Annotated in this window: 19 protein-coding genes; 15 read left to right on the top strand and 4 right to left on the bottom strand. The window is 30.5% G+C overall.

Annotated features, from left to right (window positions below):
* Positions 1 to 14 precede the first annotated feature (14 nt).
* A complete protein-coding gene (locus J2S15_RS02815; protein ID WP_307405274.1) occupies positions 15 to 1,205 on the top strand; it encodes a hypothetical protein in 1,191 nt (396 codons plus the stop codon).
* 51 nt (positions 1,206 to 1,256) lie between these two features.
* Here the strand turns inward: J2S15_RS02815 and J2S15_RS02810 are convergent, their stop codons facing one another.
* Entirely contained in the window at positions 1,257 to 2,114 is an 858-nt protein-coding gene (locus tag J2S15_RS02810; protein ID WP_307405271.1) for a DUF4438 domain-containing protein, read from the bottom strand.
* A 56-nt stretch (positions 2,115 to 2,170) separates the two neighbouring features.
* On the opposite strand from J2S15_RS02810, the gene J2S15_RS02805 reads away from it, so the two are divergent.
* The 4 genes from J2S15_RS02805 to J2S15_RS02790 all read left to right on the top strand — a co-directional run bounded on the left by J2S15_RS02805 (position 2,171) and on the right by J2S15_RS02790 (position 4,423).
* Positions 2,171 to 3,139, top strand: coding sequence for a retropepsin-like aspartic protease family protein (locus J2S15_RS02805; protein ID WP_307405269.1), 969 nt, complete (start codon positions 2,171 to 2,173; stop codon positions 3,137 to 3,139).
* A gap of 38 nt (positions 3,140 to 3,177) precedes the next feature.
* Positions 3,178 to 3,603 carry a peptidylprolyl isomerase gene (locus J2S15_RS02800; RefSeq protein WP_442319960.1) on the top strand — a complete coding sequence of 142 codons (426 nt, stop codon included), beginning with the start codon at positions 3,178 to 3,180 and terminating at the stop codon, positions 3,601 to 3,603.
* Positions 3,604 to 3,605: 2 nt separating this feature from the next.
* Positions 3,606 to 3,956 carry an amino acid permease gene (locus J2S15_RS02795; RefSeq protein WP_307405265.1) on the top strand — a complete coding sequence of 117 codons (351 nt, stop codon included), beginning with the start codon at positions 3,606 to 3,608 and terminating at the stop codon, positions 3,954 to 3,956.
* Positions 3,957 to 4,105: 149 nt separating this feature from the next.
* Entirely contained in the window at positions 4,106 to 4,423 is a 318-nt protein-coding gene (locus tag J2S15_RS02790; protein WP_307405263.1) for a multidrug transporter, read from the top strand.
* A 37-nt stretch (positions 4,424 to 4,460) separates the two neighbouring features.
* Here the strand turns inward: J2S15_RS02790 and J2S15_RS02785 are convergent, their stop codons facing one another.
* Together J2S15_RS02785 and J2S15_RS02780 are read right to left on the bottom strand one after the other, a co-directional pair.
* The gene (locus J2S15_RS02785; protein ID WP_307405261.1) at positions 4,461 to 5,180 is read right to left on the bottom strand and encodes a TrmH family RNA methyltransferase; all 720 of its coding nucleotides are present in this window, start codon (positions 5,178 to 5,180) and stop codon (positions 4,461 to 4,463) included.
* A complete protein-coding gene (locus J2S15_RS02780; protein WP_307405259.1) occupies positions 5,180 to 6,013 on the bottom strand; it encodes a polysaccharide deacetylase family protein in 834 nt (277 codons plus the stop codon). The genes J2S15_RS02785 and J2S15_RS02780 overlap by 1 nt, the downstream gene beginning before the upstream one ends.
* Positions 6,014 to 6,102: 89 nt before the next feature.
* On the opposite strand from J2S15_RS02780, the gene typA reads away from it, so the two are divergent.
* Positions 6,103 to 7,926: a translational GTPase TypA gene (typA, locus tag J2S15_RS02775; RefSeq protein WP_307405257.1), complete on the top strand. Its 1,824-nt coding sequence runs from the start codon at positions 6,103 to 6,105 to the stop codon at positions 7,924 to 7,926.
* A gap of 20 nt (positions 7,927 to 7,946) precedes the next feature.
* Here typA and J2S15_RS02770 read toward each other — a convergent pair whose 3' ends face one another.
* Positions 7,947 to 8,480: a VanZ family protein gene (locus J2S15_RS02770; RefSeq protein WP_307405255.1), complete on the bottom strand. Its 534-nt coding sequence runs from the start codon at positions 8,478 to 8,480 to the stop codon at positions 7,947 to 7,949.
* 259 nt (positions 8,481 to 8,739) lie between these two features.
* Between J2S15_RS02770 and J2S15_RS02765 the strand changes: the two genes are divergently transcribed.
* The 9 genes from J2S15_RS02765 (at position 8,740) to J2S15_RS02725 (ending at position 19,393) form a co-directional block, all read left to right on the top strand.
* Positions 8,740 to 10,179 carry an LCP family protein gene (locus J2S15_RS02765; protein ID WP_307405253.1) on the top strand — a complete coding sequence of 480 codons (1,440 nt, stop codon included), beginning with the start codon at positions 8,740 to 8,742 and terminating at the stop codon, positions 10,177 to 10,179.
* A gap of 83 nt (positions 10,180 to 10,262) precedes the next feature.
* A complete protein-coding gene (locus tag J2S15_RS02760; RefSeq protein WP_307405251.1) occupies positions 10,263 to 12,152 on the top strand; it encodes a polysaccharide biosynthesis protein in 1,890 nt (629 codons plus the stop codon).
* Positions 12,145 to 12,735 (top strand): sugar transferase, encoded by a 591-nt coding sequence (locus tag J2S15_RS02755; protein WP_307405249.1) that lies wholly within the window; start codon positions 12,145 to 12,147, stop codon positions 12,733 to 12,735. The genes J2S15_RS02760 and J2S15_RS02755 overlap by 8 nt, the downstream gene beginning before the upstream one ends.
* A 47-nt stretch (positions 12,736 to 12,782) precedes the next feature.
* On the top strand, positions 12,783 to 13,568 hold the full coding sequence (locus J2S15_RS02750) for an NAD-dependent epimerase/dehydratase family protein (RefSeq protein ID WP_307405247.1): 786 nt from the start codon (positions 12,783 to 12,785) through the stop codon (positions 13,566 to 13,568).
* Positions 13,569 to 13,630: 62 nt separating this feature from the next.
* Positions 13,631 to 14,728, top strand: coding sequence for a glycosyltransferase family 4 protein (locus J2S15_RS02745; protein WP_307405246.1), 1,098 nt, complete (start codon positions 13,631 to 13,633; stop codon positions 14,726 to 14,728).
* Positions 14,729 to 14,742: 14 nt separating this feature from the next.
* Positions 14,743 to 15,777, top strand: a complete 1,035-nt coding sequence (locus J2S15_RS02740) for a glycosyltransferase (RefSeq protein ID WP_307405243.1) — start codon at positions 14,743 to 14,745, stop codon at positions 15,775 to 15,777.
* A 10-nt stretch (positions 15,778 to 15,787) separates the two neighbouring features.
* Positions 15,788 to 16,687 carry a glycosyltransferase domain-containing protein gene (locus tag J2S15_RS02735; RefSeq protein ID WP_307405241.1) on the top strand — a complete coding sequence of 300 codons (900 nt, stop codon included), beginning with the start codon at positions 15,788 to 15,790 and terminating at the stop codon, positions 16,685 to 16,687.
* Between the two features lie 3 nt (positions 16,688 to 16,690).
* Positions 16,691 to 18,097: an O-antigen polymerase gene (locus J2S15_RS02730; RefSeq protein WP_307405239.1), complete on the top strand. Its 1,407-nt coding sequence runs from the start codon at positions 16,691 to 16,693 to the stop codon at positions 18,095 to 18,097.
* Between the two features lie 294 nt (positions 18,098 to 18,391).
* Entirely contained in the window at positions 18,392 to 19,393 is a 1,002-nt protein-coding gene (locus tag J2S15_RS02725) for an SDR family NAD(P)-dependent oxidoreductase (RefSeq protein ID WP_307405237.1), read from the top strand.
* The last annotated feature ends 1 nt before the right edge of the window (position 19,394 follow it).

Genomic DNA, 19,394 nt, shown 5'->3' with positions numbered 1-19,394 from the left:
TGGAGGAAAAAGATATGAAACGGAATATATTAAAAATGATGACATTTTGCTTATTGTTTACTGCGATGTTTATGAGTACATCTAAAGTAGAAGCAGCGAGTATTATTACGACAAAAACAGAAGTACACAACTTAACAAACCCAGGAAAAGTACTTACGGAAAATGATGTAATGCAAGTTGTAGTAACGTTAACACCAGGAAGTAGAGATATATCAAAAGTTACCTATTCGGTTAACAAAGAGAATTATAGTATTGACGAAAGTACAATTACTTTTTCAGGGGAAATGACGGGTAGTGGTGAAACTTCAGGAGAAAAATATGGCTTTTCATTTAAAAATATGACATCAGGAACAGAATACACACTTACTTACAATATTCGTTTTACTGGAACAGTTACAGATGAACCAATTCAAATTAGACCACAGCAAGGAAGCTATAATGGAAACTTTACTGGTGGAGGCATTTTCGGAAGTGGTAGCGTAATTGTAGGCGGAAGTAATATAATTGTTTACAGTAGTCCGGAGAAAAACATAAATAAAACAGCAACAAACACAACTACGAGTGATGGTAAAAATCGTGTTGGAGATACAGTTGAATATGAAATAGAATTAAAAAACACATCAACAACGGCTTCTCTTTGGGATCAAATAAATGTTTCTGATTATGTTCCCAATGAGATGTTAGTTGATACTTCTTCTATTGCTGTTGATGGAAGTATAATTACCAACTATACAGTTGATAGTAATGGAGACATCATCATTCCACTTAGTGATCTTTCAAATGGGAATTCCACAAAAATAACTTTTAATGCAAAGATACTGGATTCAGCATATGGAAAAACAATCATTAATACTGCGGAAGTAGATGGCTTGCTAGCTTCCGATTCAGGACTTTATGTAGAAGAAAAAGAAGTAATAAAAGAGCCGGATAAAGAGAAACCACCTGTGAAGGAACCAGAAAAAAAACCAGAGGAAAAACCAAGTACAGAGGTACCACCAACAACTGAGGTTATAACTCCAGAAAAAAACAATCCAGCTAGTCATGACAAAACAACTACGATGAATCCAAGTACTGCAAATCCTTCTGCAAATGCAAATGGCAGTGTAAATACAATGGATACAACAAATGCTGGTTTGCTGTATGTATTGCTGGCAAGTGCAGCAGTAATAATAATCTATACAAAAAGAAAGAAAACTCAAGAATAATACGTTACCTAATAACCTAACAAAAAAATGTTCCAAGTCGGAACATTTTTGCTATTTTGATATATTAATGTAATTAATTAAGTTTGCATCCTTTTCAATATAAGGAATTAATGAATCATCTTTTGATGTAAATAAGACACAAACTCCAGGACCATGACCAGAAGTATAAGAATCACTATGAACAATTACACCTACAGTGTAACATCCTTTCGCATAGTGAGGACCATTGAACGAGTTATGATCTTCAATTGCCACAATATCACCAAAACGCAATGTATCTAGATTGTACTGTTTATTCATTGCTTCATCTTGGGTCATAATATCATAGTCACCTGATGCCATCGTTGCGGAACCTAACCCTGAACCCATTAAACAGGCTGGAATAATATGGGTAACTCCAATATGTAATTTATTATTTTCTTCCTTGAGGTGCATAGTATCTAATAGTGAAGGATCTAAATTCATAACCTTAATATTAGGATAGTCACTTAATTCAAGTCCTTGACCATATCCTTTTACTAACATTTTTTCATCACCACTTAACAGTTCTAGGATCTCTTGATCAAAGTATACAAAAGCATGATCAATACCACCATGAGTTCCAGTAATAACACCTAGTCTGCCTTTCGCATCTCCACTTGTAATCTTTACAGTATTACCTACACAACTGAATAATTGAAGTGCAGGGTTTTCTCCACTGTTTGGATTTTTTATACTGACACCTGGTTCAATGTGGTCTCCCACTAATCCCATACAGTTATCGCCAATTTGAAAGTTGTAGGTAATCCCACCAACCGATGGAAGGATTCTTCCTATTCCATCATAACCAACACGATATCCTTTTTCTGTAGGGTGATGTATGTTTCCTAGTAATGAATGCATTACTAATTTATTTTTATTTGTTTTCATTTACTACCTCCGTTTTTAGTATTATATCATGTTATAATAAATAATGAGGTGAAACCATGGCTATATTTCCGAAGACAAAAGTAAGTAAGTCAAATCGTTACTCGCTTGCAAATGTACGAAAAGTACAAAGTTATTATGAGCAGTTCGCTCCAAGATTATTTTCTGAAACTGAATCATTTCATAAATTCACTGGGTTTGAACACCGTGAGTTTATTTATCATATGGATACTTTTACAGCGAAGATTAAACGTAATCGTTTGGGTTTATATGTATGTTATGTAAGAATACAGGGACAGGAGTTTACCTTTCTGTTAGATACAGGTGCTCAAATCAGTGGGATTCTAGAGAAGAGTGCTACAAAAATTAAAACAACGAAGCTAGAACAAACGGTAAGTGTAGGCAGTATTGGTGGAAAGACTACAACATCCAGTTGTGTAATGGTAGAGAAGGTGTACTTTGGTGCTCTTCAGATTAATCATCAGCCATTAGTTCTGTTGGATGATAAAAACTTTGCACTACCTTATGTAAATGTAAAGGTTATGAATTTTGATGGGATATTAGGTTGGGATATATTAAGTCATTTTGATTTTGAGATTGATGATGTAAACAAAACATTCTCTATTCTTAAAATTAGAGATAACTTCTACTTACAGAATTTCATTCCAGCAAGTTTTCCTTGTATTTGCTTATTAGACCAAAATAAGAATCCAGTTATTTTTGGATTTGATAGTGGTGCCAAAGAAAGCTGGTTAGGAAAAGAATATATTGAAGCGTCTGAACTGGATGTAGATATGGAACAACGCGCCTATGGCGTCGGTGTGCTGGGTGTAGAGGCGATTGATATGTGGATTACCAATCAGTTGGATTTGTTCCTCTATGACCATAAGATTTCCTTAGAGAAGGTAATTAGTGGAAGAGTGGATATGTTTCGTTCTACACGAATTGCTGGAGTACTAGGTAATAAGATATTTAAGGGAAGAAAAATTCAGATTTTGTCTTCTAAGAGATACATTCGTATCATTTAATATGATATAATGATAAACATATTGAAAGGATGAATATTATGCAAGGAACAATAACAATGCAAAATGGAGAAAAAATTCATTTTGAACTATATGAAAAGGAAGCACCAAAAACGGTAGCGAATTTTGTTAAATTAATTAAAGAAGGATATTACAATGGAAAAACATTCCATCGTGTTATCCCTGGGTTTGTATCACAAGGTGGATGCCCAAATGGTAATGGTACTGGAGATTTAGGATATACAATACCATGTGAAACAGCAAATAACCCACACAAACATGAAGTAGGGTCATTCTCAATGGCACACCGTGGAAAAGATACTGGATGTTGTCAGTTCTTTATCGTTCATGAACCACAACCACATTTAGACGGTGTACACACGGTGTTTGGAAAAGCATTAGATAATATTGAAGCAGTACGCAATATGCGTAATGGTGATGTTATAGAAAGTATCGTGGTGGAATAGGCGTGAATGATTTTCGTAAATTAGGGGTACCATTTCTTTTGATTTTTATTAGTGCTTTGGTTACGAAATTAATTACAACTTATTTAGTTTCGGATATTACGCCAACACTATTAAAAATTATTATAGTAATTGCTCTATGTGTATTTGGGGCAACTTTAAATGTTTCCAGAGGGAAACGACATGGTAATGTATATAAGAAGCTTATTGCAATTCTAATAGTAATCTTCTTGTTGTTTATGCAATTGAATTTATTTACATTCTCAAGTGTATCGAATATCTTTGGTTTCTTTGGAGTCGATGCATTCTATATTAATATGCTTTATATTTTCTGTGGATATTTATTCGTAGATTAGAAAGGTATGAGAAAGTATGCAATTATAAATAATAATACTAATTATGATTTTATTGCAACTGGAAGTTAATTGATCAAGAGAAGAACGAATTCTTAGGAATAAGTTCTTTTTCTTTTGGTATAATGGATATGTAAAAAGGAGGTTTGAAAGTGCAAGAAGTTAATGAAAAAGACTGGAAGTTATTTAGAAGCAAAGTTTCAATTTGGCAAGAAAACTATATTGATAGACTTAATAAGGAATATATAGAATTATTAAGTGAAGATGAGAATCCATCTGAAAAGTTTTGGAAACTAGAGAGAAGGATAAGTAAAGATAAGAGAAACAAGGGAGTTATACTAGATATGAAGCGATCAAGCCTCATGATGAATCTGGTTTCTCTTATTCGAGAAGAAGCAATTGATTTAGATGACCTTGATGAGTTCAGTGATGGATTAAAGGAGTCTGTAAACACTATCGTTACACGTTAATATAGAAAAAGCATAGATATGGATAATGAAACCATTTCTATGCTTTTCTTTGCCTTACAATTTCAAACGCCAGAATTGTTGTGGCGCTCACTGCATTTAATGCATTTCTGAAATCAGAGTTATAGGGTATATATACATTTTGATCAGATGCTTGAAGAATATCTTTTGATAATCCTCTTTTTTCACCACCAATACAAATGCATACAGGTTGAGTAAAATCATAGTCATATAACTCTATAGCACTATCATCACGCATTGAACAGATGATTTGAATATTGTTTTCCTTTAAAGTGGATAACGTCTCACTGAAGTGTTCTGTGCAGATGTGAGGAAGATACTCACTTGCTCCTGCACTTGCCTTTGCGACAACATTTGCAGCGTTACTCCAATTTCGATTGCTAGTTATTACTGCATTACATCCTGCAGCATATAAACTGCGTAGTACATATCCAAAGTTATAAGGATCTTCAATACCTTCAACTACTGCAAAGAATGTGGAGTTTTTAGTATAATCTTCTATGTTCTGATAGGTTCTATCTTCTATATAGGCAACTAAACCTCCATGCGTTTTACCAGTAGTAATTTCATCAATTGATTCTCTAGTTGTATATTCAATAGGAATATTCTGCTCATTTGCTTTTCTTAATATGTAATTGGTATCTCGATCTTTTTTATCTTGATCTACTAAAATTTTAGTTACCTCACGAAAAGGTGATAGTAGTGCAGCCTTTACGGATATATTACCTTCAAATAGCATTAGTCTAACCCCATGATTTCAAGATATTCACTCATCGTAACAAACTCATAGCCCTGCTCCTTTAAAGCAGGTATTAAATGTTCTACTGTATCTGCACTGCTTTCATAAATATCATGGAATAGAATTACACTTTGTGGTTGCAAGTGTTGCAAGACAAAGTCTTTTGTCTTAGGTCCATCACGAAGTCTCCAGTCATTGCTATCGACATTCCATAATATAACAGTCATTCCTGATGATAGTTCAATATCAGGAGTGAATGCACCATAAGGAGGACGTAGATACTTTGGCGTTTCTCCTGTATTATCTTTGATTAATTGATTTGTATTTGTAATCTGACTCATCATCTCTTCGTGTGTTAATTTTGTTAGGTCAGGATGATTATAGGAGTGATTACCTATTTCGTGACCTTCATCATGTATCTGTTTCAACATATCTGGATTCTGCTCAACTTTTGAACCTAACACAAAAAAAGTTGCCTTTACATTATGTTTTTCTAAAGAATCTAAAATACGTTGAGTACTGTTATTACCAGGTCCATCATCGAACGTTAATGCTATAATCTTACGATCGGTTTTTATTGGTACTTTTGGTTCTGGTGGTTTCTTTCCATTAGGGAAATACTGATCTGTTATTTGTGCTGCTGTTTGCCTTTCCTCATTCCTTAATGCTGTATGCTTTGTGTAAACAGCGACTGGTTTTTTTTCTTCAGGAGTCATCTGATTAGCGATGAACACCCCACCAGCTATTACTCCAACAAGCATCATAACTACCAAGCCAAGTAAAACTATTAAACGCTTATACTGTAATTTGTAAACTTTTCTTATCTTTCTCATGAATTCATTATACATATAAAATGCAAAAAAAACTAGAATTTATGCCTAAATAGGTATAATATAGATAAAGTATGTAAAAAGGAGAATATATGAAACGTGAAAAAATAATAAATTTAGCAGTAATTGCCCATGTTGATGCTGGTAAAAGTACACTGGTTGATGCATTTTTGAATCAGAGTGGAGTATTCCGAAGTAATGAAGATATCGTAGATCAAGTAATGGACTCCAATGATTTAGAAAGAGAACGTGGGATTACAATATATTCTAAAAACTGTAGTATCATGTACAATGATATTAAAATTAATATTGTGGATACTCCAGGACATGCTGATTTCTCAAGTGAAGTAGAACGTATTATAAAAACTGTGGATACAGTTATCTTGCTTGTTGACTCAAGTGAAGGTCCAATGCCACAGACGAGATTCGTATTACAGAAATCATTAGAGATGGGACTTCGTCCAATCTTACTGATTAATAAGATAGATAAAAAAGATCAACGTGCAGAAGAAGTTGTTGATTTGGTATATGAGTTATTCTTGGATTTAAATGCAAATGAAGAACAACTTGATTTTCCAATTCTTTATGGAATTGCGAAACAGGGGATTGTTCAATATGATTTAAATACACCAAGTGAAAACATTGAGCCATTGTTTGAAACAATTGTAAAACACTGTGAAGTTTATCCAGATTTAGATAACGAACCATTACAGATGCAAGTAAGTGCATTAGCTTATGATGAATATGTTGGTCGTTTAGCTATTGGTCGGGTATACCAAGGGGTAATCAAAGAAGGACAATCACTTGTTGTTTGTGATTCATTGGGGAATGTTAGAAATGCGAGTGTATCGCAGTTATCAATCTATCGTGGATTAGCTAAGACAAGAGTAAAAGAAGCAGGTAGTGGAGAAATTGTTGTAATCTCTGGTATTAATGATATCAGTATTGGAGAAACATTATGTCAGGACCGTGATCATCTTCTAGCATTAGAGATGATTAAAATAGAAGAACCGACATTATCAATGAACTTTATTGTTAATAAGAGTCCATTTGCTGGTCAAAGTGGAAAGTATGTTACCAGTCGTAACATTAAAGAACGTTTAGAAAAAGAATTAGAAGTAAATGTAGGATTACGTGTTGATCCTACAGAGAGTGCTGATATGTTTAAAGTTAGTGGTCGTGGAGAGCTTCATATTTCAATATTATTAGAAAACATGCGTCGTGAAGGTTACGAGATTGCAGTCAGCAAGCCAGAAGTAATCATGCACAGAGACGAGAGTGGAATGTTAGTGGAACCCGTGGAAGAAGTAATTGCACTTACTCCAAGTGAGTATGCAGGTACTGTAATCAACAAGTTAAACCAAAGAAAAGGTGTTATGGTTGATTTAAATGAAGAAAATAACTATTCTAAAATTATTTTCCATGCACCTACCAGAGGTCTTTTAGGGTATCGTAGTGAGTTTATTAACGATACACATGGTGAAGGTACACTTGTTCGTAGAGTTCATGGATTTGAAGAATTTAAGGGCGAAATCATGCAACGTACGAACGGTGCACTTATTTCAACAGAAACAGGTAAGGCTATGACATATGCATTATGGAATATCCAAGAACGTGGACAATTGTTTATTACTCCACAAACACCTGTATATGAAGGAATGATTATTGGTCAAAGTTCAAGAAACCTTGATATGGAAGTAAATCCAATCAAGAATAAGAAATTGACTGCCATTCGTTCAAGTGGAAATGATGATGCAATGAAGTTAGTTCCTGCAAAGATACTAACACTAGAAGAAGCGCTAGAGTTTATTAATGATGATGAATTAGTAGAAGTAACCCCAGATGATATTCGTGTACGTAAAAAAGGTTTAACACCTTATGATCGTAAACAGTTAATGAGAGATAGTAAAGTATAAAAAAATGGTTGGGGCGCTATTTATTGCACCTCAACCATTTTATGTTTCTTATGATAGTATTTAAAGAATATTGTATATATTACACAATAGAGAATAAGTGAGAAGATGACACCGAGGATTGCTCCTGATGTATCAACCAAGACATCAGTAAATGCTCCACCTCTTCCAGCAACAAACAGTTGATGGAATTCGTCTGTACATGCATATGCAAAGCAGATAAGAACAGAAAACAGTGATCTAGTGAATAACTTAAGTGGAAATGTAAACAGCGTTACCATAACACTGATGCTTAACACAAAGTAGATAAACATATGTGCAAGTTTGCGAATCAGTAAGTGTACGGTAGCTAAGTGTTCTGCGGATAGTGATGCCTGAAGATTCTTACCAGTGAATAATTCAATGATTTTGTAGAAGAAATCAACTACCCAGCCACTCATACTAGATGATTCAGTTCCTGAAGATGCTGAGAAGCGGAAAATAACATACATCCATATGAGTACGAAGATGATTGATATGATTCTTATGTATTTTATATTCTTGATATATTCACGCATAATATGTCCTCACTTGCTTAATGTTTCTAATTATATGATGAAAATGAAATGATTGCAACAAATGAATATATCATTCAAGCCTTGACATTACGTTAAGAGTAAAATATGATAATAGGCGTGCAATCTTGAAATTGAAGCACATATAATGAAGAAAATATACACTTATATTATATAGAGGTTTCTTGTATAATGAGTGAAAAAATGATAAAATCTATATGTTTATGATAACGTATAGAATCAGTATGATGGGAGAAAAAATATGGTAAAAAAAATATTGAAAGATATAAGAACATATTTTGTTGGAATATATGGATTACTAGCAGTTTTCTTTTTAATTCAACTTTTTATTTCAAAATTATTACCAGTTAAATATATAGTAGTTGTAACTGCCATACTTGCTTTGTTTGGTTTCTTTATTTGGTGGATCCAATACAGCAAGAAAACAAACAAGTCAGTAAAAGTTTTAGGAAAGATATTATCAGTAATATTAAGTATATTCTTAATTATTGGAAATTTATATCTTAATTCAACAACATCACTATTAAGGAATATGTTTCATGATTCAAATACAACTGAAATATCAGTAGTTGTAATGAAAGACAGTCCTTTAGAAAGTATAGAAGATGTTGCAGGGAAAACAGTAGGAATTAGCACATTAGGAGATATTAGTTACAATGATACTGTGGTAAATGATATCAACAATGATGTATCGTCACCAATTAATAAACAAGACTACTCATCGGTTACGGAATATAAAGATACTTTATATAACGGAGAAGTAGATGCAATTATATTAAATGAAGGTATGAGAGGAATGATGGAAGAGGAAACTGAAACATTTACTCAAGATACTAGAATATTAAAGACATATAGTTATGAGAGTGAAGCGATTGATATCGCAAAACGGGTTGATGTTACAGAGGAACCATTTATCGTCTATATATCAGGTATTGATACCTATGGTGCAATCTCAACAGTGAGTAGATCAGATGTAAATAAAATTATGGTAGTGAATCCAAATACACATCAAATATTGCTTATTGATATTCCACGTGATTACTACATACCACAAGTATGTCAGGGAATGCAAAATGACAAACTAACACATACAGGTATATTTGGAGTAGAGTGTACAGTTGGATCAGTAGAATCATACTTTGGTATTGATATTAACTATTACATTCGAGTGAATTTTTCAAGTGTTGTAGATATAGTAGATGCTTTGGGAGGCATCTCTGTTACATCTGATTATGCTTTTTCTTCAGCAGGATATTCATTTTCTGCTGGTGAAAATTATTTAGATGGAGCCTCAGCCTTGGCGTTTTCTAGAGAACGTTATAGTTTAGCAGGTGGAGACAATGCACGTATTGAAAATCAAACAGTAGTGTTGAAAGGAATTATTAATAAAGCAATTTCCCCATCAATCATTACAAATTATATGGGGATTATGAGTGCAGTAGGAAGTTCATTTCAAACAAATATGAACAATGATGAAATGACTGGTTTAATCAATGACCAAATTGATTCAATGAATGGTTGGAATATATCTAATTATGCTGTAAAGGGAACAGGAGGAACGGATTGGACTCCTGCAAATGGGTTTAATGCTTATGTAATGTATCCTGATACAGCAACAGTAGATCAGGCTAAACAATTAATTCAAGATGTTTATGATGGAAAAGTAATAAACCTTGAGTAGAAAGAAATTATTGTATTTGTAAACGGGAGATAAGGATAGAAGAAGCGGAACATTATATATGAGGGTAGATATGGAGGCTTTTCATGCTGGATAAATTTTTTGGAAATATTTTTTATCGAAAACATAGAGAAAAATTATTAATGATGATTGATATGATGATTGTAGTATTTTCATATGTGTTTTCTTATTGGATAAAAGATGATTTTTCATTATATGGGTTTAAAGATATTGATTTTTCTACCGCTGTTATATTTTTACTTATAGTCATGATTGTTTATATTATTTCATTTCTTATATTTAAGGTTCATAAAAGTTTATGGAAATATATAAACACAAATGAGGTATTAAGTTTGTCAAAAGCGAATCTTTTAGCAACTATGCTGGTTGTAATTGGGACGTTAATTATACGGAAAGACATGTCGTTACTTAGTTTAGAGATAATTGCAGGAATCCTTGCCTTATTATTTATGTTTACATTTAGAACAATTTATAGAATATATAGAAGTTATACATCTAAAAGAGCTTCAGAAAATAGTAAAAATACTATTATAATAGGAGCCGGAGATGGAGGTAACCTTTTATTTAAAGAGTTAATCCAAAATCCTAAATTGGAATATAATGTTCTTGGTTTCATTGATGATGTTAAAAAGAATTTATTGATAGCTGGAAAACCAATTCTTGGGACAATCAACGATATTCATGAAATTATTGAAAATTACAATATTGAGGCTGTATTAATTGCAATTCCAAGTGCAACAAGAACAGAATTGATGACAATTACTAATATATGTGAAAAAGAAGATGTTGAAGTGAAAATGATGAATATGACAAGCGTTTTAGATGAGGAAAGTTTTGATCGTTCTTTACCAGTTCAAGACATAAGAATAGAAGATTTACTAGGGCGTGGAGAGGTCAAACTTGAACAAGAGGAGATAAAGTCATACATAGAAGGAAATACTATTTGTGTAACTGGTGCTGGAGGATCAATTGGGTCTGAGCTATGTAGACAAATCACAAGATTCAAACCAAGAAAATTAATTTTGGTTGATATTAATGAAAATGCATTATATATGTTAGAACAAGAATTTAATAGAAAAAAAATTCATAATAAAATAAGTACAGATATTGAAATTGTGTCATTTATTGCATCAATTAGAGATAGAGATTCAATAGATGAAATTATGAGAAATGAACTACCAGATGTGGTTTATCATGCCGCAGCACATAAACATGTTCCTTTAATGGAAACTAAACCAAAAGAAGCAATAAAAAATAATGTTTTTGGTACAAATAATGTTATTCAAGCATGTATAGAAAATAAGGTAAAGAGATTTATATTAATTAGTACAGATAAAGCCGTAAATCCAACTAATGTGATGGGGGCAACAAAAAGAATGACAGAACTTTTACTCCAAGCAAATGGAAAAAATGGAGTGACGAAGATGGCTGCCGTTCGTTTTGGTAATGTATTAGGTTCAAACGGATCAGTCATTCCTATTTTTAAGAAACAAATCGAAGAAGGAGGCCCTATAACAATTACAGATAAGAGAATCACTCGTTATTTCATGACTATTCCAGAGGCTTCGCAATTAGTATTACAAGCAGGGTTTTACGCAAATTGTGGGGAAATATTTGTTTTGGATATGGGAGAGCCAGTTAAAATAATTGATTTAGCAGAAAACTTAATTAAATTATCAGGGTTCATTCCATATAAAGAAATTGAAATTAAGGAAATTGGTTTACGTCCAGGTGAAAAAATGTTTGAAGAATTAAGGCTTGATGATGAAATGACTTCTAAAACGAAAAATAATTTAATTTTTCTTAATAAATCGAAGGATATTAGTTTGAAAAAAATAGATGCTGTTTTGAAGGGTCTAAATAGTCTAATTTCTTCTACAGATAATACATCAAATATTAAGAAACAATTATTAGATTACATACATATGGATATGGAGGGAGAGAATAATGTATAGATACTTTATAAAATCATTTATAGACTATGTTCTTTCTTTTATTGCGATGATTTTATTATTTTTAGTATTTATTATTATTGCCATTATGATAAAGTTAAGTTCACCAGGCCCTGTGTTTTTTACACAAAATCGAATAGGAAAAAATAAGAAAATTTTTAAAATCTATAAATTCAGAACAATGAGAGTTGATACTCCAAAAGATGCGCCTACTCATTTACTGCAAAATCCCGATTATTATATTACAAAAATCGGGAAATTTTTAAGAAAGTCTAGTCTGGATGAATTGCCTCAAATAATTAACATAATAAAAGGGGATATGTCGATTATAGGACCAAGACCTGCATTATGGAATCAGGACGATTTAATAGAGGAAAGGGATAAATATGGAGCAAATAATATCAAACCCGGTCTTACTGGGTTGGCTCAGATAAGTGGTAGAGATGAATTAGAAATTTCTATCAAAGCAAAATTGGATGGAGACTATACTAAAAAAATCACTTTTTTAAGAGATTGTAAAATATTCTTTAAAACGATTTTCTCTGTTGTTAAAAGCGATGGTGTTGTGGAAGGGGAACAAGAATGAGACGAGTACTAATTGTTGGGAAAAATAGTTACATAGGACTATCGGTTTTGAACTATTTAAATGCAAAAGGTAAAGAATATATTGTTAAGGAACTAGATACTTTAAATGATAGTTGGAAAGATTTTGATTTTTCACCATATGAAATTATATTTTATGTATCAGGAATTGCTCATCAAAAAGAAAATGATGAGAATAAAGATCTTTATAATAAAGTGAATTGTGAATTAACATTTAATATTGCTGAGATTGCAAAAAGGGTTGGAGTGAAACAATTTATTTTTATGAGTTCAATGAGTGTTTACGGACTAAATAGTTATGGAACTGCAATAAATGAAAAAACACGTGAATTGCCAAATACATATTATGGAGTTAGTAAATTTAATGCAGAAAAAAAACTAGCTTCCCTAGCTAGTGATGATTTTGTTGTTTCTGTTTTACGCCCTCCAATGGTATATGGAGAAGATAGCCCAGGGAATTTGACTAAACTATTCAAAATAGTTGATAAAATACCTATTTTTCCAACACAAAAAAACATGCGTAGTGCAATCACAATAGATAGATTATGTGAATTTGTTTTTTCTATTTTTGACGAGCAAATGAGCAAAATTTATTTTCCGCAAAACAATGAGTTCTTTTGTACTTCTAATGTAATCAAAGAATATGCAGAAAAAAAAGAGAAACATATTTTTTTTGTTAGTATCTTTAATCCATTAATACGTATTATGGTAGGAAGAAATAAGTTTTTCTCTAAAGTCTTTGGTAATCTATATTATGATATGGATTTTAATTTTATTGAATTAAAAGAGAGATATAAGAATATTGATGTTAATTAAGGTTTCATACTGTTCCATTCAGTAAGAGATTTAAAATATGCTATGAAAGAAGAGGATAATCCATGAATAGAAATAAAATAGTATTTTTGACAAATCACTCAATTGCTCTTTATGGGGTACGTAAAGAACTTTTAGAGGATTTGTCAAAAACGGATTGTGATGTTTATATTGTTACTCCACCAGATGAAAAAAATGATTTCTTTCATGAATTAGGATTTTCTGTTATTGAAAGAGATATTGATAGAAGAGGAATGAATCCTATTAAGGATATAAGACTTATTTCTTTTTATCGTACCATTCTAAAAGATATAGATCCAGATATTGTTTTATCTTTTGCGGTGAAACCAAATATTTATGGTGCAATCGCATGCAATATGTTAGGAATCAAGCAAATATGTAATATTACTGGAACTGGAGGAACCTTTCTAAATAATGATTTTAAAGCTAAATTGATTAAATGGTTATATAGAAGATCAGTAAAGAAAAGTTATAAAGTATATTTTCAGAATGATGGTGATAAAGATTTTTTTGTTGAGAATAAAATGATTAGAAGTAACTGGGAATTATTACCAGGATCAGGGGTTAATTTAGATAATTATAAATATAATGATTTTCCAGACAATAGTAATATATCTTTTATTTTTGTGGGTCGTGTATTAGAACTTAAAGGAATTGATGAGTATTTGGAATGTGCTGAATATATCAAAGGAAAATATGAAAATACAACATTTTATGTAGCTGGGTGGATTGAAGAAGAAAAATACACCAAAATAATTGATCAGTATAAAAATAAAGAGATAATAGAGTACTTGGGTTTTATTGACAATGTATCAAAATATATCAAAAAGTGTGAATGTATTATTTTACCATCTCATGGTGGAGAAGGAGTTCCAAATGTGTTGATGGAAAGTGCTGCAATGGGAAGGGTTTGTATTGCTAGTGATATAAATGGGTCAAGAAATGTAATTGACGATCAGATAAATGGTTTTTTATTTGAGCCCAAAAACTCTAAACAATTAATAGAAAAGGTAGAGAAATATTTATCACTTGATAAAAAACATAGAATTGAAATGGGAATTAATGGTAGAAAAAGAATGGAAAAACTATTCGATAGAAAAATTGTAGTTGATAAATATATGAATGAGATTAAAAAGGTTTAAAAAGGTACATTATTATGAAAAAAATTTGCTATTTCACATTATACGATAAAAATGGGGCATCTTCTAAATATCGTTCATATATTTTCGAAGATGATTTAAATGAAATATATGACGTTAAGTGGTTCTATTTTTGGAATAATACATATGTAACTAAATACATGCATCAGAAAAAGAAATATTTAGTTCAAATAACAGCAATGTATTTATTTAATATAATTAGAAGAATATTTCAATTACTCTTTATAGCTCCTAAATGTAATGTAGTCATTTTTCAAAAGGCGTGTTTACCTAAAATGAAATTGAATTTAATAAAGAAGTTAAAAAAACGAAAGTGCAAAATTATTTTTGATGTAGATGACGCAGTTTATTTAGATAAAAAGGATTCATCTGATAATATAGCAATTTTAAGTGATGCAGTAATAGTGGGAAATAATACACTATATAGACATTATGTAGAAGTTAACGAAAACACTATTATTATTCCTACTGTTGATGATACAAGAAAATATGAGCCATATTATAGTGATACATATAATAATAAAATTATTGGATGGTTAGGAAGTAGTTCTACAATTGATAATTTAGATTTAATTATAACTCCTATAAATAAAGTAATAGAAAGACATCCAAATATAAAGTTCGTATATATAAGTGATGATCCAAAAGACTATTTATCTAAAATAAAAAATAGTTATTTTGTCAAATGGAGTGCAGATACTTATTTAGATGAAATCAGTAAGTTCACAATAGGAATTATGCCTTTAAAGAGTAATGATTATAATAAGGGAAAATGTGGATTTAAACTTATTCAATATTTGAATATGAAAAAACCAGTAATAGCAAGCAATGTTGGAGTTAATGAAAAAATTGTTGATAATTATGGCTATGTAATTAATCAAGAATCAGAATGGAAAACTTATATTGAAGAAGTTCTTGAAAATCAAGAGAAATATAACTATTTTGTGACAAGCATTGAAAAAAAATTCTTTAAAGAGTATCATTATTCAGTGATATTTAATAAAATTGTAAATTGTATAGAAAGCGTGTAAAAGGTGAAGTATGAGTAAAACAATAAAAGATGTTAATGAAGAATATTTATTATTACTGGATTCTCCTGAGTATAAACTGGGAAAATATATAAAATTATTGAAAAACAGTATTAAGAAAAAACAATTAATTTCTAATTTAAAGATGATTAGACGATTAATGAAACTAAAAAAAACAAAAGGTAAAATAAATCGCTTTCAAAATGGGAATAATAATCACAAAGATTCTAATAAAAAAATTGCAGTTTACACTGTTTTGTTTGGAAATTATGATCAAATTAGAAATATATATGTAAAACCAAATAATTGTGATTTTTTTATTATAACTGATCAAATAGTTCCTGATGATTCTGACTGGACTTGCGTTAAACTAACAAACGAGGAAAAATCATTAATTGAATCAATGAGTGCAATTGAAAAAAATAGATACTTTAAAATGCTTGGGAGTAACAATTTTAAAAATTATGATTATACAATTTATATAGACGCTAATTTGGAAATATATGGCAATCTAAATAGCATGCTCCAATATGTTGATGGTGAAACAGGTCTAGCAATGTATAATCATTCATCTAGAGGTGATATATATAATGAGGCCAAAGCTTGTAAAATCCAAAAAAAGGGAAATTATGAAGCCATATACGAACAAGTTGAACACTATCAATCAGAGGGAATGCCAATAAACTTTGGTATGTGCGAATGCTGTGTTATTGTTAGAGATTTAAAAAATAAAAATAGCTTTAAGTTATTATCATCATGGTGGAATGAATTTTTAAAATGGAGAAGCTATAGAGATCAAATTGCATGGCCATACATTGTTTGGAAAGATGGATATTCAATAAATAGTATTGGATGCCTAGGAGAAAATATAGCAGTTGATGGAAATTTTAGAAGATATAATCATGGAGGTTAATATATGGGAACAATAGTGTTATTGTTAGGGTTGCTAATTCTATTATTTATTATTTTCAAAAAAAATGATAAAGACATTTTATCTCCATCATTATTTACAGTATGTATGTATATAATGTCCACATTGGCGGTGCTTCTTAATTTCAATAATTGGGATATTAATATTAGCACTATAACAATTGTCATAATACTTAGTAGCATCATAATGTTTTTTTTAGGTGAATTAATCGGAACGGCATTATATAAATTTAGAAATAAGAAGAAATTAGAACAATCATCATATAATAAAGATGCTAATCTTAATTTGATAAGTAAGATAAAAAATAAGATGAGTAATTTAATAAATCCGCATAGATTTGTTGATATCGACTCAATTCAAGTCCCACTACACATTGTTTTAATTGTTTGTTCTTTTATGTTAATCATCACAGTTTACTATTTATATTGCATATGGAATTTATCAATTAAAGCAGGCAATACTGAGGGTATTTCTAAAATGATATATTATGCAAGAGTAGCATATAATTCAGTAGATATTGATTCAGATATGGGAATTATAATTAACCAAGGAGTTCTATTATCAAGATGTATTGCATATTATTTTGCCTATGCAATAGTGTTTAATGTAGTGAAAAAAAATTTCAACAGATATAATCTGCTCTATTTTATTCCAATTATAATCTATTTCTTTGATTTGATTTTATCAACACAAAGAGCTAATATGATTGCATTTGTATCTTTTGTATTAATCATATATATGATTATCATACGAAAGGAAGAAGTTAATACTAAAAAAAGTAACTTTCGTATTTTGAAATTTGGTGCAGTAGGTGCTGTTATATTGGTTGTTGTGTTTACCTTCTTGGGCCTATTTACTGGAAAGACACAATCATTAGGAATAATAAATTCATTGCTAATTTATACAGGAAGTTCTATTCTGGCATTAAATCAATGGTTATTAGATCCGACTACTAGCGCATTTTTTGGTGAGAGTACATTAAGGTTATTTTATGCAGGAATTGGAAAATTCGGATTTGACGTTCCAATCTATAATGAATACTTTTTTGAGCATGTTCAAATTGGTGAAAATGTTAGAACTAATATTTTCACTCCTCTTCGTAGGTATATACAAGATTATTCTTACACAGGTTTATTTTTTATACAATTTATAACAGGACTTATATATGGTTTTTTCTTAAAAGTGCTTGTAAACAGTAAATATGCAGGTTTAGGTTTGATTTTATATGCTAACTTTTTTTATCCGATTTTTTCTGCTTCAATTGAAGAAAGAATAATGACTAATTATTTAAGTTTAACAACAATTTATACAGTTTTTTATTTTGTGATTATTGTAATTGTATTCAATAAGTTTATTAAGTTGAAAAATAAGGAAGATAGTATACAAAAATAAGTATTTCTCTATGATAAAATTAATAGTTTTGTATATGTGAATCAGTAGAAAATGATTAAATATTATAAATTCAAATATGAGAATTATTTCTCATAAAAACACAAGAATATAAGAATTGATATCAAGTTTAAATTCATGTTAATTTCTTTTAAAGGGCTTTAGATAGTTTATTTAAAAAAACATGTTATTATCTTGATAAATTTGTTAGAATTATAAGTGATGTACTTTTATTTTGAATTAATTGTTTATAATCTAGTTTAATAATAACTATAATATATTGGGAGGAAAATAGATATGTATAAAAATATTGGAAAAATGATTTTAGTTACTGGTGCAGCAGGGTTTGTTGGCTCCCATCTTTCAGAAAAACTTTTATCAATGGGACATGATGTTATTTCGATTGATAATTTTAATGATTACTATGATCCTAAGCTAAAAGAAAAAAATTTAAAAAGTATAGAGAAGGTTGCTTTAGATAATAATGTGATTTTTAAAATGTATAAAGGAGATATAAGAGACTCTGATCTTATAGATAAAGTTTTTAAAGAAAACGCTCAAATAAGTTCCATTGTTTCTCTTGCAGCAAATGCAGGAGTACGTCCTTCTATTGAAAATCCTAATTATTATGTGGATGTAAATTTGGTTGGATTAACTAATCTTTTAGAGATTGCAAAAAACTGTAAGATTAAGAATTTTGTTTTTATATCTTCATCTTCAGTATATGGAAATAATAAGAAAGTACCATTTTCTGAGAAAGACTCAGTGGATGAACCAATAAGTCCATATGCAGCAACAAAAAAGGCGGGTGAACTATTGTGTTATACATACCACCATTTGTTTAAAATGAATATAGCATGTCTAAGATACTTCACAGTTTATGGACCAAGACAAAGACCAGATTTGGCTATTAATAAGTTCACTAAATTAATGATTGATAAAAAGCCCATACCAATGTATGGTGATGGAAGTACTGCAAGGGATTACACTTTTGTGAGTGACATAGTGGAAGGAACTTTGCTTGCACTAGATTATGTTTCACAAAAAAATAAGGAAATATTTGATATTTTTAATTTAGGTGGAAGTAACCCAATTACACTTTTAGATTTGATAAATGAAATAGGTGAAAAATTAAACATTAAACCATTAATTAATCAACTACCTATGCAACCAGGGGATGTGAATATTACTTATAGTGATTATTCACATGCTAAAAAGACTTTGGGCTATAATCCTAAAGTGAAAATTGATGCTGGTATTGCCAAATTTGTAAAATGGTATATTGAAGAAAACATGTAAT

Source organism: Breznakia pachnodae (genome assembly GCF_030814225.1).
GTDB classification, from domain to species: Bacteria; Bacillota_I; Bacilli_A; order Erysipelotrichales; family Erysipelotrichaceae; genus Breznakia; species Breznakia pachnodae.
This window is presented reverse-complemented; position numbering and strand designations above follow the sequence as displayed.